The organism is Actinospica robiniae DSM 44927, from assembly GCF_000504285.1.
GTDB classification, from domain to species: domain Bacteria; phylum Actinomycetota; class Actinomycetes; order Streptomycetales; family Catenulisporaceae; genus Actinospica; species Actinospica robiniae.
The window spans coordinates 9,562,689-9,587,856 of sequence record NZ_KI632511.1; the positions used below are offsets into that span (position 1 = coordinate 9,562,689).

21 protein-coding genes are annotated in these 25,168 nt (G+C 71.3%); 11 read left to right on the plus strand and 10 right to left on the minus strand.

Annotated elements, in window-relative coordinates; translation table 11 throughout:
* Positions 1–18 precede the first annotated feature (18 nt).
* Both ACTRO_RS40965 and ACTRO_RS40970 read right to left on the minus strand, forming a co-directional pair.
* Complete coding sequence (locus ACTRO_RS40965; protein ID WP_051452174.1) at positions 19–1,014, minus strand: RICIN domain-containing protein; 996 nt, start codon at positions 1,012–1,014, stop codon at positions 19–21.
* Between the two features lie 71 nt (positions 1,015–1,085).
* A complete protein-coding gene (locus tag ACTRO_RS40970; protein WP_034271873.1) occupies positions 1,086–2,843 on the minus strand; it encodes a hypothetical protein in 1,758 nt (585 codons plus the stop codon).
* 171 nt (positions 2,844–3,014) lie between these two features.
* Here ACTRO_RS40970 and ACTRO_RS40975 point away from each other — a divergent pair, with 171 nt between their 5' ends.
* Both ACTRO_RS40975 and ACTRO_RS40980 read left to right on the plus strand, forming a co-directional pair.
* Complete coding sequence (locus ACTRO_RS40975; protein WP_034271875.1) at positions 3,015–3,830, plus strand: alpha/beta fold hydrolase; 816 nt, start codon at positions 3,015–3,017, stop codon at positions 3,828–3,830.
* Positions 3,811–4,098 carry a response regulator transcription factor gene (locus ACTRO_RS40980; protein WP_063628168.1) on the plus strand — a complete coding sequence of 96 codons (288 nt, stop codon included), beginning with the start codon at positions 3,811–3,813 and terminating at the stop codon, positions 4,096–4,098. Before ACTRO_RS40975 ends, ACTRO_RS40980 begins: the two co-directional genes overlap by 20 nt.
* 1,584 nt (positions 4,099–5,682) lie before the next feature.
* On the opposite strand, the gene ACTRO_RS40985 is transcribed toward ACTRO_RS40980, so the two are convergent.
* A complete protein-coding gene (locus ACTRO_RS40985) occupies positions 5,683–6,849 on the minus strand; it encodes an AI-2E family transporter (RefSeq protein ID WP_063628169.1) in 1,167 nt (388 codons plus the stop codon).
* A 185-nt stretch (positions 6,850–7,034) separates the two neighbouring features.
* Here ACTRO_RS40985 and ACTRO_RS40990 point away from each other — a divergent pair, with 185 nt between their 5' ends.
* The gene (locus tag ACTRO_RS40990) at positions 7,035–8,735 is read left to right on the plus strand and encodes a glycosyltransferase family 39 protein (RefSeq protein ID WP_034271877.1); all 1,701 of its coding nucleotides are present in this window, start codon (positions 7,035–7,037) and stop codon (positions 8,733–8,735) included.
* 1 nt (position 8,736) lies between these two features.
* Here ACTRO_RS40990 and ACTRO_RS40995 read toward each other — a convergent pair whose 3' ends face one another.
* On the minus strand, positions 8,737–9,402 hold the full coding sequence (locus ACTRO_RS40995) for an O-methyltransferase (RefSeq protein ID WP_034271879.1): 666 nt from the start codon (positions 9,400–9,402) through the stop codon (positions 8,737–8,739).
* Positions 9,403–9,497: 95 nt separating this feature from the next.
* Here ACTRO_RS40995 and ACTRO_RS41000 point away from each other — a divergent pair, with 95 nt between their 5' ends.
* Positions 9,498–10,112, plus strand: coding sequence for a TetR/AcrR family transcriptional regulator (locus ACTRO_RS41000; protein WP_034271881.1), 615 nt, complete (start codon positions 9,498–9,500; stop codon positions 10,110–10,112).
* Positions 10,113–10,136: 24 nt separating this feature from the next.
* Here ACTRO_RS41000 and ACTRO_RS44640 read toward each other — a convergent pair whose 3' ends face one another.
* From ACTRO_RS44640 to ACTRO_RS41015, 3 genes are all read right to left on the minus strand, one after another.
* Entirely contained in the window at positions 10,137–11,822 is a 1,686-nt protein-coding gene (locus ACTRO_RS44640) for a bifunctional DNA primase/polymerase (RefSeq protein WP_169740028.1), read from the minus strand.
* A gap of 71 nt (positions 11,823–11,893) precedes the next feature.
* Positions 11,894–12,559, minus strand: coding sequence for an HAD family hydrolase (locus ACTRO_RS41010; protein ID WP_034271883.1), 666 nt, complete (start codon positions 12,557–12,559; stop codon positions 11,894–11,896).
* A gap of 75 nt (positions 12,560–12,634) precedes the next feature.
* On the minus strand, positions 12,635–13,798 hold the full coding sequence (locus ACTRO_RS41015; protein WP_157436733.1) for a hypothetical protein: 1,164 nt from the start codon (positions 13,796–13,798) through the stop codon (positions 12,635–12,637).
* A 461-nt stretch (positions 13,799–14,259) separates the two neighbouring features.
* Here ACTRO_RS41015 and ACTRO_RS41020 point away from each other — a divergent pair, with 461 nt between their 5' ends.
* From ACTRO_RS41020 to ACTRO_RS41040, 5 genes are all read left to right on the plus strand, one after another.
* On the plus strand, positions 14,260–15,636 hold the full coding sequence (locus ACTRO_RS41020; protein WP_245594636.1) for an FAD-binding oxidoreductase: 1,377 nt from the start codon (positions 14,260–14,262) through the stop codon (positions 15,634–15,636).
* A 97-nt stretch (positions 15,637–15,733) separates the two neighbouring features.
* Positions 15,734–16,165, plus strand: a complete 432-nt coding sequence (locus tag ACTRO_RS41025; RefSeq protein WP_034271885.1) for a helix-turn-helix domain-containing protein — start codon at positions 15,734–15,736, stop codon at positions 16,163–16,165.
* Positions 16,166–16,215: 50 nt separating this feature from the next.
* Positions 16,216–16,650 carry a VOC family protein gene (locus ACTRO_RS41030; protein WP_034271887.1) on the plus strand — a complete coding sequence of 145 codons (435 nt, stop codon included), beginning with the start codon at positions 16,216–16,218 and terminating at the stop codon, positions 16,648–16,650.
* A gap of 196 nt (positions 16,651–16,846) precedes the next feature.
* Positions 16,847–17,878 carry an ABC transporter ATP-binding protein gene (locus tag ACTRO_RS41035; protein WP_051452177.1) on the plus strand — a complete coding sequence of 344 codons (1,032 nt, stop codon included), beginning with the start codon at positions 16,847–16,849 and terminating at the stop codon, positions 17,876–17,878.
* Entirely contained in the window at positions 17,875–18,663 is a 789-nt protein-coding gene (locus tag ACTRO_RS41040) for an ABC transporter permease (protein ID WP_034271889.1), read from the plus strand. Before ACTRO_RS41035 ends, ACTRO_RS41040 begins: the two co-directional genes overlap by 4 nt.
* Here the strand turns inward: ACTRO_RS41040 and ACTRO_RS41045 are convergent.
* The 3 genes from ACTRO_RS41045 to ACTRO_RS41055 form a co-directional block, all read right to left on the minus strand.
* Positions 18,641–21,871, minus strand: coding sequence for an AfsR/SARP family transcriptional regulator (locus tag ACTRO_RS41045; RefSeq protein WP_034271891.1), 3,231 nt, complete (start codon positions 21,869–21,871; stop codon positions 18,641–18,643). The two genes, ACTRO_RS41040 and ACTRO_RS41045, sit on opposite strands and share 23 nt — an antisense overlap.
* Before the next feature lie 33 nt (positions 21,872–21,904).
* Positions 21,905–22,765 (minus strand): G1 family glutamic endopeptidase, encoded by an 861-nt coding sequence (locus tag ACTRO_RS44645; RefSeq protein ID WP_051452178.1) that lies wholly within the window; start codon positions 22,763–22,765, stop codon positions 21,905–21,907.
* A gap of 120 nt (positions 22,766–22,885) precedes the next feature.
* Positions 22,886–23,983 carry an FAD-dependent monooxygenase gene (locus ACTRO_RS41055; RefSeq protein WP_034271893.1) on the minus strand — a complete coding sequence of 366 codons (1,098 nt, stop codon included), beginning with the start codon at positions 23,981–23,983 and terminating at the stop codon, positions 22,886–22,888.
* Between the two features lie 74 nt (positions 23,984–24,057).
* On the opposite strand from ACTRO_RS41055, the gene ACTRO_RS41060 reads away from it, so the two are divergent.
* Together ACTRO_RS41060 and ACTRO_RS41065 are read left to right on the plus strand one after the other, a co-directional pair.
* Complete coding sequence (locus ACTRO_RS41060) at positions 24,058–24,735, plus strand: TetR/AcrR family transcriptional regulator (RefSeq protein WP_051452179.1); 678 nt, start codon at positions 24,058–24,060, stop codon at positions 24,733–24,735.
* A 1-nt stretch (position 24,736) separates the two neighbouring features.
* The gene (locus tag ACTRO_RS41065) at positions 24,737–25,168 is read left to right on the plus strand and encodes a DUF1003 domain-containing protein (RefSeq protein ID WP_051452180.1); all 432 of its coding nucleotides are present in this window, start codon (positions 24,737–24,739) and stop codon (positions 25,166–25,168) included.

Genomic DNA, 25,168 nt, shown 5'->3' on the forward strand with positions numbered 1-25,168 from the left:
ATCAGAGTACGAGCATGGTCAGCTCCAGGACCACTGCTGGTTGGCAGCGCTGTTACAGGTCCAGGTCTCCACGACGGTGCCGTTGGCCGTGGCGCCGCCGGTCACGTCCAGGCAGAACCCGGTGTTCGGCGCGGTGATCGCGCCGCTGGAGCCGATCGACCACTGCTGATTCGCTCCGCCGTTGCACTGGTAGAGGATCGTGGCCGCGCCGCGGCTGGTGGAGGCGCCCTTCACGGTCAGGCAGTACTTCCCGCCGTCCGTGTTCAAGGTGCCGCCGGAGTAGGTCCAGGTCTGGCCCGGGCCGCTGTGGCAGGTCCAGATCTGCTCCGCGGTGTTGTTGGCGAAGGTGCCGCCGTTGGTGTCGAGGCACTTGCCGGACTGGGCGCCGATCAGCTCGCCCGGGCCGCCGCTGCCGCTGTCGCCGCCCCCGCCGCCTCCACCGGTGAAGCCGGCCGGGTTGTAGCAGCTGTTGGTGGAGGAGTTGAACAGCGGCGTGGTGTCCACCGGCTCGTTGTTCGGCGGATTGACGATGGCCGCCTCCGAGTCCTGCGTCAGGTCGTCCTCGCAGTTGATCACGTCGTTGGAGTTGCCGCCCTGGCCGCCGATCCACAGGTCGATGTGGTACAGGTTCGGTCCGCCGTCGGGTCCGGACCCGGTCCAGTCCTCGTCGCACTCGACGCAGTCGTCTTCCATGATGAAGTACCGATGCAGGTACGGGTAGTAGACGATGGTGCCGACGGCCAGCTCGGACTTGTCGGTGGCGTAGGTGATCGGGTTGGCGTAGGTGCCGGTGCCGCCGGCCGCGTTGTGGATGGTGGGGTTGCCGTCGCTCTTCGGGTAGGCGATGTCGTTTCCGGGCGGGGAGTTGTCCGGCCAGCCGTAGAGGGTGACCAGGAAGTTGCGCGTGGTGCTGGCCTGCGCGGGGGTGGTGGCCGCCGCGAGGCCCAGCACGGTGAGCGCGATCGTCAGCAGTCCGCCGACGAGCGCGGTCAGCCGCCGCTTGGTCAGGCGCATGCGTGGGTATCCTTTCCTCTTGCGTGTGGATGGATGGTGTGGGCCGGGATGCAGCCCGGCCCGTGCCTTTCTCAGCCCTGGAGCGTTCCGTAGATCTCCAGGTGTCCCTGATCCCCGATGATCACCAGGCCGTCCGCCGTCGTCGGCACGGTGAAGTGGTCGAACTCGCCTTGGTCGAGCCCGTCACGCGTGGCGTCGCCGGCGCTGGACCACAGCTGCCGGGAGACGTCGGCGGCGGCGAAGGCCCGCAGCGTGGCGCCGTGCGTCTGGTCCACTGTCCACACCACGCCGGAGCCGGACCGGTCGCGGTCCCCGGTGACCACCGGGATCGCGCCCGGATAGCTGAAGGCGAGCGGCGCCTGCGCTACCGGCGTGGGATCGATCGTGCCCCCGGGCAGCAACCGCCACTGGGTCAGACGTCCGTTCGCGCCGCTGCCGTACACGTACTCCGCAGACGAGCCAGTGCTCTGCGACCAGAAGGCCCAGGTGCCCCACATGCCGCCCGGGACGGTGCCAACGGTCAGCTCCTGCTTGATCCGGTCGACATCGGTCCGGCCCTCGGTAGAGCTCTTACACGGCGTGGCAATCGTGTGGTAGCCACCGAGACCGGCCTGGGAGAGCACGTATACCGAGCCGGTCTTGGAGGACAGGATGTACTCGTGCGCGCCGGGCACATCGAACAGCGAGCCGGAGCCGAGATCCTGGTCATGCTCGGCTCGGCAGAGCTGGTCGAAGGGCGTGAACGAGTCGAGGACCCGCAGCGTCCCGTTCTGCGGCACGGTCTCGAGCACCGAGTCACCCGCGTCCCGGCCGCCGCGGTCGAGGTCGAACGGGCCGTTCCCGGTGACGAGGTAGAGATGGCCGTGCCCGTCGACACTGAATCCGCTCTCTGATTCCCACAGCCCGGCACCCCAGGCGTTCGGCGAGGTGTTGTAGACCACTGACTGCGCGAGCGTCGCCGCGGAGTAGCCCAGCACCCAGCCGTGGTACGGGGCCAACCCGCACCAGGAGGAGAAGCCGGCGTAGACGACGCTGTCGACCTCGGTCAGCGCCATCCGTTGCTGCTGCTCGGAAGCCGTGAAGGTCACCGTGCCATGCGCCGCGTCCAGCCCGGTGCCGGGTACGGATGCTGCGACGGTGGCGGCTGCGCGCTTATCAGCACCGGTATACAAGTCGAGCGCGTGCAGCCGGTAGGTCATCCGTCCCTGCTCGACGTCGAGGGCCATGACGTAGATGGTCTTGGTGTTCCAGTCGATCACTGGAGTGCTGGCGATGCCGACTTCGGGCACGACCGAGTCGCACAGCCGGTTCTTGGCCACGCGGTCGGTCGCGGCATCGAACGTACGGGCGCCGGGCTGCAGCAACGAGACGTGCCACAGCGGCGGGGTCGCGGCGGAGGTCGCGTCCGCGTCGAAGGCGTAGACGGAGTCGTGCTCGGTCGCCACGACGACGACGTTGTGCGCGGCGCCGGAGATGTCGAGCCGCGGGACGTACAGCGGCTGAGCGTAGATCTTGCCGTCGACCGGATAGGCGACGCGCTTGCCGAAGTGTCCTGAGGTCAGGGCGCTCGGGCTCAGCGTCGGCTCCGCATCGTCGAGCCCGAGCCTGGTCAGATCGCCTCGGCCGGTCAGCACCGCGTCGGCAGGTCCCGGCTTGAGGTCGATCCTGGTCGCCGCGGCCGGATCCGGGACGCCCAGCGCGGCGCCCGCCCCCGTCCCGTGCCCCGGCCCGGTCAGTACCTCGGCCAGCAGGAGCCCGATGACGGTGAAGGCGGCGATCCCCCCGAGAGCCGCCGCCCACCGGTGCCGCCGCGATCGCCCGAGCCGCATCGCGCCCTCCACCCGCAAGTAAGGTACCTTTACTAACCTTGCAGCGGAACGTACCGCCGAGCTGACGGGGCGTCAAGGAGTCCGGCCGGGAACCGTCCCGGCCGCAGATCGCTGTCGGTGGTCGATGTCAGGATGATCAAACAGGAGAATCCCGACTGACAAGGAGCGGACATGACCGGGACCACGACGGTGGCCTTGAACTTCGCCGAGCGCGGCGCCGGCGTCCCCGTGCTGGCCCTGCACGGCTGGAAGCCGGACCATCGCCTGATGCTCGGCTGCCTCGAACCGGTCTTCGCCGCCCGGCCCGGCTACCGCAGGCTCTACCCGGACCTGCCGGGCATGGGCGCCTCGTTCGCCCCGGCCTCGGTCAACGGATCCGACGACCTGTTGCGCGCGGTCGAGGAGTTCATCGAGCGCGAGATCGGAGCCGAGCCGTTCCTACTGGTCGGCGAGTCCTACGGCGGCTACCTCGCCCGCGCGCTGGCCCGGCGCCGCGCGGAGCAGGTCCTCGGGCTGGCGCTGATCTGCCCGATCGGCACCGCGCTCGAACAGGCCGAGCGCAACGTGCCCGCGTTGGAGGTGCTGCGTCCGGACGCGGAGGTCCTCGCCGGCCTCGAACCCCATGTCGCCAAGGAGTACGCGGAGGTCGCGGTCGTCCAGTCCCCCGAGACCGCACGGCGCTTCGTGGACGAGGTGCTCAGTGGCCTCGATGCCGCCGACACCGTCGCGATGGCCCGCATCCGCGCCAACTGGCAGCTGAGCGAGGATCCGGAGGGCGGTGCGCCCTACACCCGCCCGGCTCTCATTCTGACGGGCCGCCAGGACGAGAGCGTCGGCTACCTCGACCAGTTAGCGCTGCTGCCGCACTACCCGCGCGCGAGCTTCGCCGTGCTGGACGTGGCCGGCCACAACCTGCAGATCGAGCAGCCTCAGCTGTTCGACGCGCTGATGCTGGAGTGGCTCGACCGTGCCGCCGCAGAATCCTGACCCGGCCGCGTCAACTCGCGAATCCCTTGCCGAAGCGCGCGCCGCCCGTGTCCGGGCCAGGAAGCTGGTCGGCTCGCTGACCAAGCGCGAGATCGAGGTCCTCGCGCTGCTCGGCTCCGGCTTGTCGAACGCCCAGATCGCGGACCGGTTCTACCCGTCCGAGGCCACCATCAAGGGCTACGCCCCGCGGATGCTGGAGAAGCTCGGCTGCGCCAACCGCACCCAGGTCGGCCTGCTGGCCCACGAGGCGGGGTTGACCGACGTCTGATCCGGCGTGAACAACGAGGCAGACGGCGGGCAGGCCCACGTCGCTTGGCTTCTATCGCGATTCGATGATCGGCTGAGCGTTGGTGGGGCGTGGGATGCTTGTCGGGTCAGGGTGTGGGCGGCCGCTTCGCGTCGCCCGTTTTGTCTGACCACCCGCCCACCCGTTGCGTTGGCGGGTGGGCTGGGGTTTCAAGCTTTCGCCTCCGGCGGGGGCCCTTCCCTCGGAGAGTGCCGGGTTCGTGTGGGTGCCGGCGTGGCGGGGCGGGCTGTTGTTCGGGATGGTGGGGTTGCGGGGGTGTGCTCTCTCCTCGGTCGGTCCCCGGAGGCAATCAGGAACCTGCCGGGAGGTCAAGCGGCGGTAGCTTTCGCTGATGCTGGATCTTGCATCGCGCCGCTTGACCTCCCGGCAGAACCCTGACCGGGCTTCGCCTGCCCGACCGAGGAGAGAACCCACCCCCTGAGGGGGCAGTGCGAGCTGCGCTCGGGCCGAGTCCCGTCCGGTGGCCCGGTCGCGCTTGATGCACGATCATGCATCGCCGTTCTGGGCTGCGCTTCTCTTCTCTACCTCTTTCAACGTCGGGGAGCGCGCCCGAGTTCCCCGGAAATCTCCGGGATTTTCGCTTATCCGGTAGATACCGGATACACGACTTTTGTCAGTGTTAGCGTCTAGCATGGAAACGTACGGGGATCTCGGCTTATGACGGGAGGGGCGGTGGACGCGGTGGCTGGGCAGGTGGCGGAGGGGGTATGGCCGAAAGCGGTGCAGGAATTGTCCTCGAGTGCGACCGAGCCACGCGATCTTGCGCGTTGCGTGAGCTCCGGGCCGATCGGACCAGGGTGATGGAGAATCCTTCCGGATCGGGCGCGGCTCGCCTGCGGGATTCTGCTGCGAGATCTGGGATCGGGGTCGATCGCGCCGAGGCCGTGCAGGATCCGACATCAAGTGCGACCCGGGCACCGACCCTTCGGGCGGATCGAGGATGGGATGGCCGGATCAAGGTGATGCAGAATCCTTCCGCACCGAGCGCGACCGCGACACGGGACTCGATCGCGCGGATCGAGGATCGAGATGCTCGGGCCAAGGCGATGCAGGATTCTTCCGCACCGAGCGCGACCGGGCCACGGGATGGGACCCGGGCCCGAGCGCAGCTCGTACCGGACCTCAGGGGGTGGGCTCTCTCCTCGGTCGGGCAGGCGAAGCCCGATCAGGGTTCTGCCGGGAGGTCAAGCGGCGCGATGCAAAATCGACCATCAGCGGAAGCTATCGCCGCTTGACCTCCCGACAGGTCCCTGATTGCCTCCGGGGACCGACCGAGGAGAGAGCACACCCCCGCAACCCCACCACCCCGAACCCCAGCCCGCCCCACTAACGACAGCACCCCGCAGACCCCGGCACTCTCTCCGAGGAAGGGCCTGCCAGCGGCGACTTTCGTCTTGAAACCCCAGCCCTCCCCGCCGACGCAACGGGTGGGTGGTCAGATGAGACGGGCGACGCGAAGCGGCCGCCCACACCCAGACAACTACCCCGACCCGACAGACCACCACGCTCACGCCCCACCAACACTCAGCCGATCATCAAATCGCTCTAGTCGAGATCGGTGGCGATCTGCGGCTGATCCGCCGTCTCGGCCGCCTGCGCCGGCACGGCGGGTTCTCCCGCGATTGCGGCCGCGGTCGCCGGCACCGATGGATCGCCCTCGGGCGGGTCCCCGCGCAACTCGCGCACCACCGCCCAGGCGATCGAGACCAGCGGCACCGCCACGACCGCGCCGAGCAGGCCGGCCGAGATCGTGCCCGCGATCACGCTGACCGCCACCGCCACCGGGTGCAGGCGCACGGCCCAGCCCATCACGAACGGCTGCAGCACGTGCCCCTCGATCTGGCCGAACACCACGATCAGCACCAGCACGATGACCGCCGTGGTCACGCCCTTGGACGCGAGCGCCACAACGGTGGCCACGGCCATCGCGATCGGCGAGCCGGCCAGCGGGATGAAGCTGGCGGTGAACTCCAGGATGGTCAGCGGCAGCACCAGCGGGACGCCGAGCAGCCACAGCGAGACGCCGACCATGATCGCGTTCGCGGCGGCGACCAGGATGATCCCGCGGGTGTAGCCGGCGAAGGTGTGCCAGGCCGTGTTCCCGCACTGCGCCCAGATCGGGCGCAGGCCGCCCGGCAGCTGATCCTGGAACCAGTGCCACATCCGGTCGCCGGAGCTGGTGAAGAAGATCGAGCAGAACACCGCCAGCGCGAGCACCGTGAGCACGTCCACGATCCGCCCGGCGCCGTTCAGGGCCTGGTTGATCAGCGTCGTGCGGTGCGCCTCGACATAAGAGGTGAGCTTGCCCTGCAGGTTGTCCAGCGTGTGCGGGTCGACGTGGAAGGGCTTGCCCTCGAGCCAGACCTCGATCCGGTCCACACCGCCGCGGAAGTCGTTGCTGAGCGTGTCGGACTCCCCGGCCACCGAGGTGCCGGCCCAGATGAACACGCCCGCGATCACCGCGATCCCGCCGAGCGCGGCGAAGAGCACGGCCAGGGGCCGCGGCAGGTACCGGGAGAGCACGTTCACCGGCGGGCGCAGCAGCGAGGTGACGATCAGCGCGATGAACAGCGCCACGAACACCAGCTCGAAGCGCATCAGCACGAGGAAGACCACGTACGCGGCCAATCCGAGCACGAGCATGCGCCAGGAGTAGTCCGAAACCTGCCGCAGGCGCGGGTTTATCGGCCGCTCCTGTCCCTGCCGATCCATACTCCGGCTCCTCGCCGCCGTCCGCCCGTGTCCCGCCCCAGGTTATCGGCGCCGCCGCGCTCGCGCTGCGAAAGAAGTCCGGGCGGGCGTGATCCGGGCGCGGCGCGGGGGCTGCGGCGGGCTGGATAGAATCGGCCCCTCCGGACGCGGCGAGCGCGTCCGCGGGCGGAAGGCACGGCCAGACGATGACGACCGACACGGCCGCTTCACGGGTAGCAGCGCAGCCGGCCACCCCCGCGCCCGCGCCGCCCGCACGACCGCGCAGCCGCCCCCTGCCCCGCCACCTGGTCACGATCACCGCGCTGCTCGCCACCCTCCTGCTCGGCGTGGCCGGCCCGCTGGCGCTGGCCTGGAAGACCGGCAGCATCCACGTCCCGCACAACGACACTTGGGCCTTCAGCCGCACCGCGGAGATCTTCGCCCGCACCGGGCATATCAGGCTGTTCAATTGGAACGCGATGTCGCTGCTGGGCGCGATCGTGCCGCTCGGCCCGCTCGGGCGCACCATCGCCTCCCAGTCCTGCACGATCGCGGCGCTGTCGGTGGTGACCCTCGCGGCCGCCTTCGACGTGCTGCGCGGGGTCACCGGCTCGCGCCGCGCCGCGCTCGGCCTGCTGGTGATGGCGAGCTGGCCCTGCTACGGCCTGCTGAGCACGTCGCTGATGACGGACATCCCGGCGTTCGCCGCGACCACGCTCACCCTCGCCCTCGGCCGCCGGGCGATCGAGCGCGGGTCGAAGACGCTGTTCGCGCTGTGCGGGCTGGTCGGCCTGTGGGGCTTCACCGTGCGCGAGCAGACGATCGCGGCCACCGTGGCGGTCCTCCTCGCGGCCCTGCTGCGGCCCCGGTTGCGCCGGCGCGGCATGCTGATCTGGTTCGGGCTGCTCACCGTCGTGCTCGGCGCGGCCGCCGGGGCGTTCGAACTCTGGCGCCGCACGCTGCCGAACGGATCCTCGCCCACCTTCGAGCAGATCTCCCGGCCGGACATGAGCGCGGTGATCGCCGGCTTCCTCGGCGGCGTGCTGCTGCTCGGCCTGGTGGTCAGCCCGCTGGTGTTCCTGGTGGCCCGGCCCTCCACCTTCTCGCCCTCGGCGCGGGCCTGGTCCAGGCGCACCCTGCTGGTCACGACGGTCGGGGTGCTCTGGTACGGCGTCAGCTTCCCGCAGAACTACTTCCTGATCGAGGGCGCGTACTCGTCCGCCTACCTGGGCCACCGCCCCGACGTCATCCCGCGCACGGCCTGGGACCTGATGTTCCCGTTGGCGATCGTCTCGACCTCGCTGCTGGTCGGGCTGGCGGTGGACCGGATGCGCACACTGCGGCCGGAACTGGCGCTGTTCCTCCTCTTCACGCTGTTCGGCACCTTCCTGGAGGTGTTCGAGGGCGAGATCCTGTTCGACCGCTACATCTTCCCCATGGCGCTGCCGACCGCGGCCATGCTGTTGCGCGAGCCGTTGCGGCTGGGTCTGAGCAGCCGGCTGCGCAAGGGGTTCGCAGCAGGGGTGGGGGTGTTCCTGGCGCTGGTCACCGCGGCGCTGACGGCCAACGCGCTGTCGTACGACGCGGCCAACTGGCGCGTCGCGCAGCAGCTGGTTGCCAGCGGAGCCGCGTCGCCCGAGCACATCGACGCGGGGCTCGACTGGGACGGCTACTACTCGCCGGACGGCGCCCAGGCCCTGGCCGATCCGACCTCGGTCCCGGGGATCTACGAGAAGGCCGCGGCGCTGAACGACGCCCACCCCTGCTACGTCGTCGCGTCCCGGCCGCAGGACCAGGACGACTACAGCTTCACCCTGGTCGAGACGGTGCCCTACGAGAAGTACGGCCTGCCCGGGGCGCACAACGAGCTGTTCGTCTACCGCACCTGGGTCGGCACCTGCCACTGACTCACAGACGGCAGCTGATCTCCACCCCGTCGGCCACCGGGAACGACGTGTTCTGATACCCGCTCGCCGGATCGCGCACGTAGTCGAGATAGGGTTTCACGACGGACATCTCCGTGTCGTCGGCGAGCACGAGCGTGCCCGGCGCCAGATGTGGTTCGAGCAGTTGCAGCACGGGCACGTAGAGCTGCTTCCACCCGTCGAGCAGGACGAAGTCGACGCCTGCTTCGATCTGCCCGGGCAGTGTCTCGAGCGCGTCGCCCTCGAGGAGGGTGACGACGTCGTCCAGCCCGGCCTCGGCGAAGGTGCGGCGTGCGGCGGCGATCTTGGCCGCGGACATCTCCGTGGTCACCACCCGGCCGGCGCCGTTGTCCCGCACGGCCGCGGCCAGGTACAACGTGGAGATGCCGAAAGACGTGCCGAACTCGACGACGGTGCGCGGCCGGGTGGCGCGGACCAGGCTGTAGAGCAACCGGCCGGCTTCCGGCGAGACCGGCATGTAGACCTCGGCGTAGAAGTCCGCGCGTTCCTGGGAGGTGTCCGGTTCGAAGCCGGCCGGGAACGCGGCGGCGGCGCGGTGTGCGGCCGCGTCGTCCTGGTCGGCGGCGGCGAAGAGGCGCTCGAGCACGCCGGAGACGGCCGGCTGTTGCAGGGTGTTGAGGGAGGTCACGCGAGCTAGAGTAGACGGACCGTCTCGTCTTGTCTAGCTGTCGGGCGCCTATCCTGGTAGCGACGGACGGCGCCGCGAAGACGCGAGGAGACGGTGTGGAGCAGGCGGGGACGGACGGATCGGGAACCCGGCGCCATCACGGCAACCGGCACGGCCGCAGCGAGGACGCGCGCCGCGCGGTGCTCCAGGCGGCCGACGACCTGCTGGTCAAGCGGGGTTTCGGGGGTGTCACGGTCGAGGGCGTCGCGGCCGCCGCGGGCGTCGGCAAGCAGACGATCTACCGCTGGTGGGCCTCGAAGACGGACATCCTGCTCGACGCCTTCCTCGAGGACGCCGCCGAGGACCTGGTCGAGGCCGACCACGGCGACCTCGGCCGCGACCTGCGCGAGCACCTGAACCGGCTGGCCAGGTTCCTGCGCGAAGACCACGCCGGCGCGGTCTTCCGCGCCCTGATCGGCCACGCCCAGCACGACCCGCAGTTCGCCGCCACCCTGCGCGCCCGCTACCTCGACGCCCAGCGCCGCCGCGACCAGCTGCCCCTCGACCGCGCCGCCGCCCGCGGCGAACTCCCCGCCGACTTCGACTCCGCGGCAGCACTCGACCGCCTCGTCGGCCCCCTTTACCACCGCGTCCTGATCACCGGCGACCCCGTCGACGAGGACTTCATCGACGGCTTGGTCACTGCCTTCACGCGCTCGATTCAGCCTTGAGCCGAGCAGCGGCGAGGCCGGAGATCAGGCGGCGCGCATGGCAGTGAGCTGCGATTCGAGGGCGGTGCGGGCGACGGTGTAGCGCGACGGCGTGCCGACGCAGAGGACGGAGACGGCTTCGGCCGAGCGCTGGAGCCTGCGGACGGCGTTCCACAGGGGCGAGCGGCGCTGGCCTTCGACCGCGAGCTGCGTGGTCAGTTCCTTGGCCAGCGCCGAGATCCGCAGGCACGCGGCCGAACACAGGGCCTGGACGAGGGCGAAGGCGGTCGGGGAGAGCGGCTGCTCGCGCCGGCGGTGCTGGCCGGAGGCCATGTCCGCGAGCTCGTCTTGCAGGTCGCGCAGGAGGTCGGCGAGCGTGCGGATCAGGTGCCAGCGTACGGCCGTCACCAAGGGCCTGGAAGCACAGGCGCCCTGGTCGTAGGCGTCGTCGAGCCGTGCGAGGGCGGCGACGAGGTCGGCCGCTGCTTCGTCGATCCGATGGTCGGACCAGGGTTCCTGCTCCTGCGGCAAGGTGAGCGCGGGCACTGACTCCCGCAGTTCGCGGCGCAGGGCCGCGGCGATCTTGCCGAGTCGCACGTGCGGGCCGAACAACCGCGGCCAGTCGGCCGGTTCCGGCTCGCGCGCCGGGATCAGCACACCGGACGGCTCGCTCGCCGTGGCGCGCCGCTTCGACGAGGCGGCCAGCGGAGCCGTGTCCTCGAGCCGGGCCGCGGCGGCCGGGCGGGCGGATTCGGAGTCTGCTTCGAGGGCTGACCCGATGCGCGGGGGCTGCCGGAGCGCGCTCGGCTCCTCGGCCAGCCGCAGTTGCTCGCCGCCGCCGGCTCCGCCGATTCCGCTGCCGGGCACGGTCGGGAGCGGCCGCGGCCTGGCGACGCCGGCGGTGAGCCCGGAACGCAGCGTGGCCGCCGTCTCGCGCGCGTCCAGGCCGACGGCGAGCGACGCCCGGGTGAGCTCGGCCTCGACCTGTGCCTGATCCAACAAACCCACTCCGATCAGTGTGCCGAGGTTGTAGGCGGCCCGGTTGAGCGTGTCGTTGCGGGTGCCCACGCGGGCCGCCTCGACCCGGGCCACCTCGCGCTCCAGCGCGCTGCGGGCGTAGGCGTCGCTCAGCCGGTTGCGCAGCGCGGTCATCGTGCTGGCCAGCGGCAGCGGGCCGTCCACGGCCGGGCGCGGCTCCGTCTGCAGCAGCAGGGTGCTGATCCACTCGGGCAGCTCGGCGATCGGCGCGTCGTCGAGTACGCGATAGGGCACGCCGCCTATCCGCGAGCCGGGGGCGACCACGTAGCCGCCCACGCCGCGGGTGTCGATCAGCGGGCCGAGCCGCCGGACCGTGTTGCGCGGCGTCGGGCCGTCCACCGGCGGGCGGAAGTAGAGGTGGCGGCCGCCGCTGGGCGTGCCGACGGTGAAGGTGCGCGGGATCGGCCGGTCTTCGGCGAGGTCGAGCAGCACCCGCCAGCCGTCGCGCGCGCCGCCGGGCTCGGCCTCCGGCTCCTTGGCCACGTCGAGGTCGAGCACGATCAGGTTGCTCGGCCCGCAGGCCACCGCGTAGTTCGCGCGCGGGTCCGCGCTCAGCCGGCGCAGCCGGAGCGGCGAGGTGGTCGCGGCGTGCTCCCAGTCCCGGGAGACCGCGGGCAGCTTGGAGTCCGGCCGCAGCGGAAACAGGGCGAAGCCCCGAGCGGCCAGGTCGAACGGCGTCACTGATGCGGTCACGGCAAGCCCTCCTTCGAACAAGTGTGCTACTTGGTCGAGGGGCTGGCAAGTGCGGCCGGGCCGCGGTTCGATCAGCGCGTGGAGCAGTCCCGCACCCAGGCGAGCAGCGCACGATCCGAGAGGGCTTCGAACGACGCGTCGGCCTCGAGCGCGGCGCCGGGCGTCGAAGGGACTCCGACCACGAACATGCCGGCCGCGCGGGCCGAGGCGACGCCGGTGCGCGAGTCCTCGAAGGCGACCGTGGCACTCGGTGCGGCCCCGAGCAGCTCGCAGGCGCGCAGGTAGATGTCGGGCGCCGGCTTACCGTGTTCGACGTCGTCGGCGGTGACGATCACTTCGAACAGGTCGTCGAGCCCTGCCGACGCCAGCGTCGCCTCGACGAAGCGCCGCGGGCTGTTGCTGGCCACGGCCGACGGAATCCCTTGCGCGCGCACCCTGCTCACGAGGTCGCGGGCCCCGGGCAGCGCCGGGGCCCCGGCGAGCAGCTCCTTCCAGACGAGTTCGGCCAGCCGCTCGGCCAGTTCGGCGCCGGCCTCGGGCTTGCCGAAGTACCGGGCCATCGCCGCGCCCCCGGCCGCGAGTGTCCCGCCCACCAGCAGCTGCTTCTCGGCCGGTCCGAAGCCGAAGCCGTGCTCCGCGAACAGGGCCGTCTCAGCCCTCGTCCATCCGCTCTCGGTCTCGGCGAGCAGTCCGTCGCAGTCGTACACGACCGCGTCCAGCAGCAGGGGCAGCGTCATGGATGGCCCTTTCACATCAAAGCGGGTACTGCCCTCCAGGATCGCTCCGAGGCGGGATTCGGTTCCGGAACCGCGTTATCGGCGGTCGCGCAGCCAGTCGGCCACGCGGCTCGTGACGTCCTCGGCGACGGTCAGCACCTGCCGGCCGATCGCGGTCAGCTCATCCATCAGCTCGTCCGCGACGCCGGCCGCGGAGTGCTCCTCGACAGGCTCCTGCGACGCGACGGTGGCCACCGGGATGGGCAGGTCGGCGCCGATCTCGTTGCCGCGCATGCCGATCGGGCCTTCGCCGCGACGCTGGTAGTAGCCGATGAAGCCGGAGCGGTTCTGAGTGAACGAGATCGAGGCGCTGTTGCCGGCCTGGTCGCGCCACGCCACGTGGTCCAGCTCACCGCTGCGGCCGTCGTCGAGCAGGATCCGCAACGGTGCTCCGGGGTTCCAGCCGGAGTTGCCCCAGCTGCACGCCACCTCGAAGGTCCGGGTGCCCGCCGGTTCGTCGTCGGGGTCGTACTCGGCGCGCTCGGTGAGGTAGCCGTGCAGGGTGACGGGCTCGCCATGCGGGTAGCGGAAGACGCCGCTGAACTCGTCCATCGCCGACTGGAAGCTGATCGCGCTGTGCATCCCGTCCGCGGCCGTCCACGAGAGCTGGCTCGGCAGGGACGCTTCGGCGCGGTCGAGGTGCAGCCGGAGCTCCGGGCCTTCAGCAGTCTGCGACCGGTCCGGCGAACGGGTGATGGTCCGGTAGGTGAACACCGCTTCTCGGGCTGACCCCGCGTCCAGCTCGCGCTTCGCCCCGCCGCGGTCCGAGCCGTCCTCCAGCGTCACGCGGTAGAGCCACAGGAAGGTGCGCGCGCCCTTGCCGTTCGACACGGTCAGCGTGTTCGGGCCCTGCGGGTTGAGCCATTCGGGTGGGATCGCGTACACCAGATCCTGCGGGATGCCACCACCGGGGATCGTCAGGCCACTGACGATCTCGTGGCCGTTGAGCGCCAGCGTCAGCGGGGCGTGGCCGAGCGCGTCGCCCGCCATCGAGGCCAGCGCGGTCACGCCGAGAGTCGCCTCCCGACCGGTGAGCGCGCCGTCGGCGAACTCGAGAATCACGCTCTCGCCAGGCCCGAGGATCACGTGGTTGGCGACGAAGTGTACTGCGACGTCGACCGGCCCTGCGTCCGCGGTCCGGATCGAAGCGCCGCCGAGGCGGGGCGGGTCCACGGTGAAGTCGGCGTACATCGGTCGCATGGCGGCGTCCCCCTCGGAATCAGTACCGCGGGCCCGGCGAGCCGCCGGCCCACGGACTGACGCTACCGGATGCCGCCGATACGCGCGGCAGGTGGACGCACCCGATGTTCCGGAACCCGCCGCATCTCATGGTGTCTCACAATCGTCGGTGCTACGTCTCAAAGTGCTGTTCAGAGCCTTGAGACAGGCATCTGCGTCTCACGATCTACGAAATCCGTTGCCTGACCCGGCCTTCGTGCACCAGCATGAGTACCAGCCCAACCGCACCGCTACGGGGGCAAGTGCCGGGCTCGTCCCTCACAGGGGAGTGCCGGTGTCGTCCCGCCGACGACACCGGCACGGGACGCCCGCCTCCCGCGCTCTCCGCCCCGTCCGCCGCCGCCTCGCCCCTTGACTCGCCCCCTATAACAATAAGCAGGGGACGTCAGCGATCACGCCGGAGCGAGGACTGGGAGGCGGCCGTGCCGCTCACCGCAGCGCAGATCGGGCAGCTGGTGGACGGACTCGGTCCGGCCAAGGCGGTCACCGACCCCGAGCGCGTGGCGGACTACTGCCACGACGAGCACTCCTACGTCACCCCCGGCCGGCCCTGTGCCGTCGTCCTGGCCGAGACCGCCGCGGACGTGCAGGCGGCGGTGCGGTGGGCGGCCGAGCACCGCGTGCCGGTCATCCCGCGCGGCGCCGGCACCGGAATCGTCGGCGGCACCGCCACCACGGACGGCTGCCTGGTCGTCTCGGTAGCCCGGATGAAGGCGATCCGGGAGCTCTCGCCGGCCGACGAGATCGCCGTGGTGGAACCGGGCGTGATCAATGCCGACCTGGACCGCGCCGCGCGCGCCCACGGCCTGATGTACGCGCCGGACCCGTCGAGCTTCGAGACCTGCAGCATCGGCGGCAACGTCGCCACCAACGCCGGCGGCCTGCGCTGCGTCAAGTACGGCGTCACCCGCGACTCGGTGCTCGGCCTCGAGGCGGTGCTCGCCGACGGCTCGCTCATCCGCACCGGCCGCCGCACCGTCAAGGGCGTGGCCGGGTACGACCTGACCGGCCTGCTGGTCGGCTCCGAGGGCACCCTGGGCATCGTCACCGAGGCCACGCTGCGCCTGCGCCCGGCCCCGCGGACGCCGCCGGTCACGGTCGCGGCCGAGTTCGGCAGCGTCGTCGCCGCGGCCGAGGCGGTCTGGGCGATCGTGCGCCGCTCGGTCGGGCCGAGCCTGCTGGAGCTGATGGACCGCGCCACGCTCGAGGCGCTCGACGCGTGGCGCGGCATCGGGCTGGACCCGGGCACGCAGGCGATGCTGCTGTGCCAAGCCGACGGCCCGGACGCGGCCGACGCGGCGCAGGTGATGGCGCGATGCTGCGAAGAGGGCGGCGCCTCGATCGTCGTCGTCTCCGACGACGAGGCGGAGGCCGCGCAGCTGCTCGACGTGCGCCGGATGGCCTTCACCGCGATCGAGCGGGCGGGCGCGTGCCTGATCGAAGACGTGTGCGTGCCCAGATCCAAGCTCCCGGAGATGTTCGCCGCGGTCGAGCGCACGGCTGCCGCGCACGACCTGGCCGTGCCGACCGTCGCGCACGCCGGAGACGGCAACCTGCATCCGGTCTTCGTGTTCGAGCGCGGACTGCCGGAGATCCCGCAGGCGGTCTGGGACGCCGCGGACGAGATCTTCCGGGTCGCGCTGGAACTCGGCGGCACGCTCACCGGCGAGCACGGCGTCGGCACGCTCAAGCGCCACTGGCTCGGCGCGGAGCTCGGCGAGGCGACCATGGCCGCGCAGCTCGCGATCAAGCGGGCGCTCGACCCGCTGGGCATCATGAACCCCGGGAAGAAGATCTGACCGCGATCGACCGGACCTGGCCAGGCCTGACCACGGCGTCGCGCGTCCGACGCGGGTCCGACGCGAAATTGTCGGCGCCCGTGCCTAGCATCGGTTCATGGCCCCCGTCACGCCCGGGCGGCATCTGCTGCGCGCCAAAGACCTCGCCGACGCGCACTACGCCGAGCCGCTGACCGTCGAGGACCTGGCCCGTGCCGCGGGTTACTCGCGCGCGCACTTCAGCCAGGAGTTCCGGCGCGCCTTCGGCCAGCCCCCGCACGTCTACCTGCTCACCCGGCGCCTGGAGCGCGCGGCCGCGCTGCTGCGCGCCACCGACTACCCGGTGCTCGAGATCTGCCTGAGCGTGGGGCTGACCAGCGTCGGCTCGTTCACCACCAGCTTCGTGCGGATGTACGGCCGCACGCCCACCCAGTACCGCGCGGCGTTCCCGCCGGCCGCTCGGATGGTCCCCGTCCCGTGGTGCGTCCAGCGGGCCTACGGGCGCCCGCGGCACCGGACGTTTCGAGAAGACGGGCAAGGCGAGGGCTGACTAGCGTTGAGATCGTCCACGGGATAGACGATCGACCACGGAGGCTCCCGATGTTCCAGCTCTCCAGCTACCAGCTCTTCGTCCGGGATCAGGACGAGGCACTCGCCTTCTACACCCAGAAGCTCGGGATGGAGGTGCGTTCCGACGTCACCATGGCCGAGATGGGCGACTTCCGCTGGCTCCAGGTAGGGCCGCCGAGCCAGCCGGACACCTCCATCGTGCTCATGGCGATCCCGGGCGAGCCCATGTTCGACCGCGAGACCACGGACGCGCTTCAGAGCCTGCTCGAAAAGGGTGTGGGCGGAGCGCTGTTCCTCACCACCGACGACTGCCAGGCCGCGTACGAGGACCTTTCCGCGCGCGGCGTGGAGTTCCAGGAGAAGCCGGAGGAGCGCCCGTACGGCATCGACGCCGGCTTCCGCGACCCGTCCGGCAACGCGATCCGGCTGACCCAGGTCAAGCACGACTGGGAGACCGGCCGCTGATCGCGCCCCGATCCGCGGCTGCCCCCGACCCGCGCCGGCGGTCCCCGGCCGGGCCGGAGGCAGTCGCGCTCTTCACGTGCCGCCTGCCGGTTTCGCGGCTCCAGGGGGCGTGAAAGCGCCGTGAAACAGCGGTGAATCCCGCCGCGCTCATGCTCTTCCCGACGCGGCCGACCGGCCGCGGTAACGGAGGAGAGTCATGGATCGCGCTCTGCCCGGTCCGGCCGTCACGGCGACCGGGTTGCGGAAATCGTTCGGCGACAAGGTCGTGCTCGACGGGGTGGACCTGAGCGTCGCGGAAGGCACGGTCTTCTGCCTGCTCGGCCCGAACGGAGCCGGCAAGACCACCGCCGTGCAGATTCTGTCCACGCTGATCCGCGCCGACGGCGGTGAGCTGCGGGTGGCCGGCCACGACCCGGTCCGCGAGCCCGACGCGGTGCGCGGCGCGATCGGGGTGACCGGACAGTTCTCCGCGGTGGACAACCTGCTCACCGGCCGGGAGAACCTGCTGCTGATGGCCTCGCTCCAGCACCTGTCCCGGGCCGAGGGGCGCGCCCGGGCGCAGGACCTGCTCACCCGCTTCGACCTGCTCGACGCGGCTTCCAAGCGGGCCTCGACCTACTCCGGCGGCATGCGCCGCCGGCTCGACCTGGCGATGACGCTGGTCGGCGAGCCGCGCCTGATCTTCCTGGACGAGCCGACGACGGGCCTGGACCCGCGCAGCCGCCGCACCATGTGGCAGATCGTCCGGGACCTGGTCGGCCGCGGTGTGACCATCTTCCTGACCACCCAGCAGCTGGACGAGGCGGACGAACTGGCCGACCGGATCGCCGTGCTGGACCAGGGCCGGATCGTGGCCAGCGGCACCCCGGCCGAGCTCAAGCGCCTCGTCCCGGGCGGGCACATCCAGCTCCAGTTCGCCGACGAGGCCCACCTGGCCGCTGCCGCCGCGCTGCTCGAGGGCGCCTCGCGCGGGGACGGCCTGTCCCTGAACGTGCCCGGCGACGCCGGCGTCAGTGCCCTGCGAGCATTGCTGGCCCGGCTCGAAGCCGCCGCGATCGAGGTGGACGGGCTCTCCGTGCACATCCCGGACCTCGACGACGTCTTCTTCGCGCTCACCGGCCGGCCCACCGCCGAGAACCAGGGCACTGACGGCCAGGCCCCTGATAACGCCGTCATACAGAAACAGGCTTCTGCGACCACCCGTGAGCGAGAGGAATCCGCCCGATGAGCACCCTTACTTACGCCGCGCGCGACTCGGCGACGATGCTTCGGCGCTCTCTGCTGCACACCGTGCGCTATCCGGTGACGATCGTGGTGACCCTCGCGGTGCCGGCCCTGCTGCTGCTGTTGTTCGTCGGAGTCTTCGGCGGCGCGCTCGGCGCCGGGATGGGCGGCGCGCCGGCCGGCGGCAAGTACATCGACTACGTCGTGCCCGGCATTCTGCTGATGACCGTGGGCTACGGGGCCTCGTCCACTGCGCTGGCGGTGAACCGGGACATGACCGAGGGCATCATCACCCGTATGCGCACCATGGCGATCTCCCGTGCCTCGGTGCTCACCGGGCACGTCGTCGCGGCCCTGATCCGTACCCTGATCAGCGCCGTACTGCTCGTCGGCGTCGCGCTGCTGATGGGCTTCCGCTCGAACGCCGACGCGCTCCAGTGGCTCGCCGCGGCCGGGCTGGTCGCGCTGCTCACCCTCGCCCTGAGCTGGCTGGCGGTGGCGATCGGCCTGGCCGCGCCCAACGCCGAGGGCACCAGCGGCTTCACCCTGCTGGTGCAGCTGCTCCCGTTCGTCTCCAGCGCCTTCGTCACCACCGCGTCAATGAGCACCGGGGTGCGCTGGTTCGCGCACAACCAGCCGTTCACGCCGGTCATCGACGCTCTGCGCGGCCTGCTGACCGGCGCGTCGATCGGCCATGGCGGCTGGGTGGCGCTCGCCTGGTGCGTGGGCCTGTCCGTGGTCGGCTATCTCTGGGCGGTGAGGCTGTTCAAGAAGGAGCCGACGCGGTGAACTCCTCGCGGGCCAGCACGGCAGCCGCCGCGGCGGCCCGCAGCGAGTCGGCGTCCAAGCCGGTGTATGCCGAGCCTGCCTCGGTGTACGCCGGCTTGTCCGCTTCCTCGGCGAGGCGGCGGGCCTCGGCCCCCGACATCGTCGGGTGGAACCCGCCTTTGAAGCGGAAACGCTCGGCCAGAGCGACCATCCGCGCACCGGACTCGAGGGCGCGCGCGTCCCCGGTGCGCCGGCCGCGGTCGAGATCCAGCAGGGCCAGCATGAGGAGCAGCATGCCGAAGTAGGGGAAGTGCGCATAGGACGTCGCGCCCTCGGCCCCGTTCACGATCATCCGGGCGGCCACGCGCGGCAGCCGGCCGGCCAGCCCTCCGACGAGGGCGAGCCGACCGTGCTGGGCGTGGGCGATCACGGTCATCGCCTCGACCTCCAGCCGCCAGCTCTCCTGCAACGGCTCGGTCCGCGCCGCCGACTCGCCCGGATCCGGCAGGGTCTCAGCGGCCTGGCGCCACAACCTCAGCCCGTCCTCGACCTCCGCTCGGGCCAGTTGGATCTCGGCCCGCGCCACGATGTCGAAGCCGGGCAGTCCGGCGCCGTCCGGCCCGTCCTGACGCAGCGCCAGCTCGAGCCAGTGCTCCGCCTCGTCGACGGCGCCGCGCTGCAGGTTGGCCAGCACCATCGCGGAACGCACCCGGGACGCGCTCGATCCGGCCTCGAAGGCGTTGAGCCCCGGCAGCCCGTCCAGGATCGAGAGCGTCGCGGCGAAGTGCTCGTGCGCCTCGTCGCCCCGGCCCAGATCGAGGCACAGCTCGCCGATCCGGCTGTGCGTGAGGACCTGGAACCACGGGAACTGCTGCTCGTCGAGCCCGTCCAACGCCGCGAGCGAGCGCCGGGCCGCCTGCAACGCGCCGCCCGGATCGTTCATGCTCTGCCACACGAAGCCGGCCATGATGTTCGCCATCGCGGCCAGCAGCGGCTCATCCCCGTCGCACAGCGACTTCAGCGTCGAGAGCTGATCCGCGCGGGATTCGGCCAGTGTGGCGAGGACGAGCGCGGTCGCCCGGGCCGGGGTGTCCGGCGAAGCCGCCGGAAGCCGCCGCAGGGCGACCAGGGCGCGCGCGGCGGCGGGATGACCGAGGATCAGGGCGCTGATCGCGGTCAGCGCGCTCGCCGTCCGGGTGACCTCGACGAGCTCCGGTTCGGGCCGCAGGCGGGCCAGGAACGGCGCGCTCTGCCCGGCCATCCCGGAGATCCGGGTGAAGTCGGCCTCGAACATCCACAGCGCGCCCAGCACGGCGCACGCGGCCGCGACGGATCCTCCGTGCTCGCGTTCGAGCCCGATCCGCAGTGCCAGCAGCAGGTTCTCCTGTTCGTCGCGGGTTCGCGCCGCCGAGGTGACCAGGTCCGGTCCGAACATCGCTTCGTGGTGAGCGATGCCGAATTCGCTTACCCAGCCGAGGAATCGGCCCACTATCAGCTCTTCCTCGCCCGCCTCCCGGCGCCGCGCCGCGCTGAACTCGCGCACGGTCTCGAGCATCCGGAAGCGCGTGCCCGAGCCGGCGTCCGCCGCCTGCAGAAGTGACTGGTCGACCAGGAGCTCCAGCACATCCCAGACGGCGTCCTCGTCCTCGCCTTGGCCGAGCAGATGGCGCGCGGAGTCGGCGGTGAACCCGCCGGGGAAGATCGACAGGCTGCGCATGGCTTCCTGCCCCGGCGCGGCCAGCAGGTTCCAGCTCCAGTCGATGACCGCGTGCAGGGTGCGGTGCCGTTCCGGCGCGTCGTTCGCCGCGCCGCGCAGCAGGGCGAAGCGGTCGTCCAGACGCCGGGCTAACTCGGTGACCGACATCACCCGCACCCGCGCCGCCGCCAGCTCGACCGCGAGCGGCAGCCCGTCGAGGCGGGCGCACAGCTGCCGGACGGTGTCTTCGGGTACGTCGATGCCAGGGCGCGCCGCGTTGGCCCGCTGCCGGAACAGCTCGATGCTGGTGGTCAGGCTCAGTTCCGGCAACATGTACACGGACTCCGACGAGAGACCGAGCGGTGCGCGGCTTGTCGTCAGTACTCGAAGATCCCGGCTGGTCGCGACGAGGCCGCGCACCAGCTCCATCGCACCGCGCAGGACGTGCTCGCAGTTGTCGAGGATGAGCAGCGCCGGCCCGGATCCGAGCGCGCTCGCGATGCCCGCGACCGCATCGGTCGGCACGGCGCGGTGGCCGACCGGGCCGAGCCCTTCGCCGACGCCCAGCGCGGACGCCACCTCCCCGGTCACGTCGTCGTCCGCGGTGACTCCGGCCAGTGCGATCAGATGAACGGTGCGCTGCTCGGCGCCCTCCGCGACCGCGTGCGCAAGGCGGGTCTTGCCCAGGCCACCCGGGCCGATGACGGAGACGACGCGCGAGGTGCGCAGCAGTTCGTGCACTGCTGCGATGTCGGTGTCCCGGCCGAGCAGTGCGTTCGGCTCGTGCACGATGCCCCGCCGGACGGCTGGGGTCCCCTCCTCGAGCAGTCGGCGGTGTACCTGCCGCAGTTCGACGCCCGGGTCGCTGCCGAGTTGCTCGCGCAATCTGCGCCGGTACGCGTCGTATCTGGTCAGTGCTGCGGAGGGGCCGAGCGTGTCGGCCTCCGCGAGCAGCAGCTGAGCCAGCACCTCCTCGTCGCCGGGCTGCTCGCGGATCAGCTCCGCTAGCGTCTCGGCGGCCTCGGCTCGTCGGCCGAGCTGGCACAGCGCCAGCGCGCGGCTGCGCGCCAGCGCCCGGTATGCCACTGCCCTGGCCGCGCGCAGTTCGGCGAGCGGGTCGTTCGACTCGGCCGACCCGCTCGGCGCGGCATCCCACAAGGCCAGGCCGGCTTCGGCCTGCGCGAGCGCGTCAGCGTGGTCGCCCGCGTGCGCGCTTCGTGCTGCGGCCGATGCGTATGCCGGCAGTGCGGCTGCGTCGACCTGGTCTTCGCTCAGGAGGAGCCGATAGCCGACGGGTGTGCTGGCGATGGCGTCGGGACCGAGCTGCGCCCGGGCCCGCGAGACCAGCACCTGCAGGGCCCGGGTCGGGTGCTCCGGCTGGTCGTCCGGCCAGAGCCCTTCGACCAGCCGGGCCGTGCTGCAGCCCGCCCGCAGGTCCTCGGCCAGCATGGCGAGCAGGTTGCCCAGTCGGGCTCCGGCGATCTCGCGCCCCCGATAGGCCACCCGTGGCAACAAGACCAGGTCAACACCCACGAGAGCAGGCTAGCCCGTCGGCCGCCATGGCCACTACGCGTGCGCGGGAGCCAGCTTGAGCGGAACGGACTTCGCCCCGCTCAGCGCGGTGTCGGGCGCGCCGGTCGAGCCCTGATAGGTGATGGTGAAGTTGCCCGACGCGTCGATCGCACCGGTGTGGGCCAGCACAGTCCCGTTCGAACCGGCCAGGTCGATCGGCTCCGCGCCCTGCGGCGCGGCCTTGTTGATCTGCGAGCCGGTGAAGTGGACCGAGCCGAAGTCGGGCAGCGCGGAGATGCTGTCGCCCTCGGTCACCGCCTCGGCCACGATCTCGGCGCTGGCGTTGAGCGCGTCCGGGGCGGCGACCTTGTTGTGCTCGGTCCAACCCTTGGTGGTGTCGCTGAGGTCGAGCTCGTACTGCCCGCTGCCGAGGCTGGTCACGGTGGAGTCGAACACGTCGCCCGGCGCGACCGCGTCCTTGTACTCCTGCATGGCGTTCTGCGGGTACGTCTCCCACCACGCGAAGTAGACGGGCATTCCGGTCGAGCAGTCCGCGCCGGTGCCGGTCTGCTCGACCGAGGAGCTGCCGTAGCCGTCGAGGCCGACCCAGAAGGCGACGATGCCGCTCGACGTGCACGTCACCGTCGGCTCCACCCAGCTCGAGCTCACCGACGTGTAGGTGCCGCCGGTCTCCGCGTAGGCGGCCCAGTTCGAACTCGTCGTGTTGCCCGAGGCCTGCGGGGCGACGGCGCCTGGTACGAACGGGGGACTGACCGGGAAGACGGGGGCCAGGCGCATCGGCGCGCCGTGGGAGCGCTCGGCGGCGGCGTGGGCGGGGGCGATCCCGGTCGTGGTGGCGAGGGCGACCGCCAGCGCCGCGCTGGACGCGACCAGGGTGACTTGCGAAAGGGCCATGGGGAGGCTTTCTGATGATCCGTCAGTTGGTATCAGCGTGCCTACCCACCCAAGATCGACACAGTCGTCCCGGCCCGGTACGCCACCCGTTCTTCCGACACGGCCCCGTGCATCAGAGGGTCAGGGCAGCACCCTGGCGGCGAGATTGCGCGTGCCGACGCCGAGCCGCGTCTTCGGGACCAGGAACCCGGCGGCCATGCGCACGTTGCGCTGCTTCGGCGCGACCAGCTTGCGGTGTCTGCGCTCGTAGTCGCGCAGCGCGTCGGCGACGTCGTGGTGGCCGGCGAGCGCGTCGGCGAGCGTGCGCGCGCCGGCGATGGCGAGACTCGAGCCGTCGCCGAGCAGGGACACGCATGACGCGGCGTCACCCACGAGAGTGATGCGTCCGCGGGACCACGACGGGACCCGGACCGCGCTCACGGCGTCGAAGTAGAAGTCGTCGGTCGTTCGGAGCGCGTCGAGCAGCGCGGGCACCTGCCAGCCGAGTCCGGCATAGGCCTCGAGAGCGATCTGCCGGTGCCGGGCGGTGTCCCGATAGTCGAAGTCGGCTATCGGCGGCCCGCGGAAGATGAACGCGGCCAGCGCCGAGCCGCGCGCGGGATGGATGGAGGCGAGCCGGCCTGGAGCGTTGAAGAGTACGACCTCGTCGCCCCGCTCGGCGGGACGGCCGAGCGCGAGCGTCGCGACGTAGAGCCCGAGGTGGTGCAGGTACGCGGCTTCGGCCCCGAAGGCGAGCCGACGTACCGTCGAGTGCAGGCCGTCGGCGCCGACGACCAGGTCGAAGCGCCGTGGCGCGGCGCGGTCGAACTCGACCTCGACGCCGTCGCCATCCGGTCGCAGCGATGTGATCGTGTCGTCGAACAGGAATTCCGCGTCGGAGCTTGCGGCCTTGTAGAGGATCGCCGCGAGGTCGCTGCGCGGTACCTCGACCTCGGATCGGCGCCCGCGCGCCGCCGGCGTGCGCATCCGCGCGATCGGCCGTCCGTCCGCGTCGACCAGGCCGATCGAGGTGGTCGCGGTGGCCGCTTCGCGCAGGCGATCAGCCAGCCCCATCGCCTCGACTACGGGCACGGCGGGCCCGCGCACGTCCACCGGGTTGCCGCTCGACCGCATCCCCTGCGCGCGCTCGACCACCGTCGGACGCAGCCCGTTGCGGGCGAGCCAGTAAGCGAGGGTCGAGCCGGCTATGCCCGCCCCGGAGATCAGTACATCCGTCATGGCTCCAGCATACGTGCAGCCGCTGCAAAAATGCAATCACTGCAAAATTGCCGCCGTTATCGTAGACTGCGGCCGTGAGCGACCAGGATTCTTCGCCGACGCAGCCGACGCAGCCCGCGCCCTCCCTGCGCGACCGGAAGCGGGCCCGCACCCGCCAGGCGCTGATCGACGCGGCGATGGAGCTCTTCGACCGCGACGGCTATGAGCGCACCACCGTCGCCGGCATCGCGGCCGCCGCCGAGGTGGGCAGCCGGACGTTCTTCAACTACTTCGCCAGCAAGGAAGAGCTGCTCTTCCCGGAGAGCGACGCGCGGGTCCGCGCCACCGTCGAGGCCATCGCCGCCCGGGGCCCGCAAGACGGGCCGGCCGACGTACTGCTGCGCGCGCTGCGCAACGTCAGCGAGCACAGTGACGACATGTCAGGCGGCCTCGCTGCACTCCGGCTGCGTCTGTTGCGCACCGTCCCGGCCGTGCGCAGCCGCGCGCTGCAGATCCAGCTCGAGGCCCAGCGCGAGATCGCCGGGCATCTCGCCGAGGCCTTCCCCGACACGCTCGACGAGGTGACCGCCGCCGCGGTGACCGGCTCCTTCATCGGCGCCGTCAGCGCCGCGCTGCAGGTCCTGCTGGAACGCTCCGACCGCCCCGACGACCCGGCCGAGTTCCACCGGGCCCTGCGCCAGGCCACCGATTTCGCCCTCGGCTATGCTCCCGGGAAACTCGTCGAGCGCATCGAAACGGAAAGGGCTGGATAAGATGGCCTGGCATCGGAACCACGGAGTCCGCACCGGGGACCAGCTCTCCGCGGGGGAGCGCGCCGCCGACCGGATGCGCAACAGTATGGGCTCGTGGGCGTTCGTCTTCACCAGCCTCGTCTTCCTGGCCGTCTGGATGCTGGTCAACCGCAACACCGGCTTCGACCCCTACCCGTTCATCCTGCTCAACCTGGTGCTCTCCTGCGTGGCCGCGCTCCAGGGCGCGATCCTGCTGATAGCGGCCAAGCGCTCGGACCAGATATCGAGCGAGCTGGCCCAGCACGACTACGAGACCGACTGCCGGTCCCAGGAACTGCTGACGATCCTGCAGGCCGATTTCGAGCGGCTCACCCGGCAGCACGCCGAGCAGAGCCGGCAGCTCGCCGAGGTTCTCACGCTGCTCGGTGCGCGGCGCGAGAACCCGGCGAGCTGA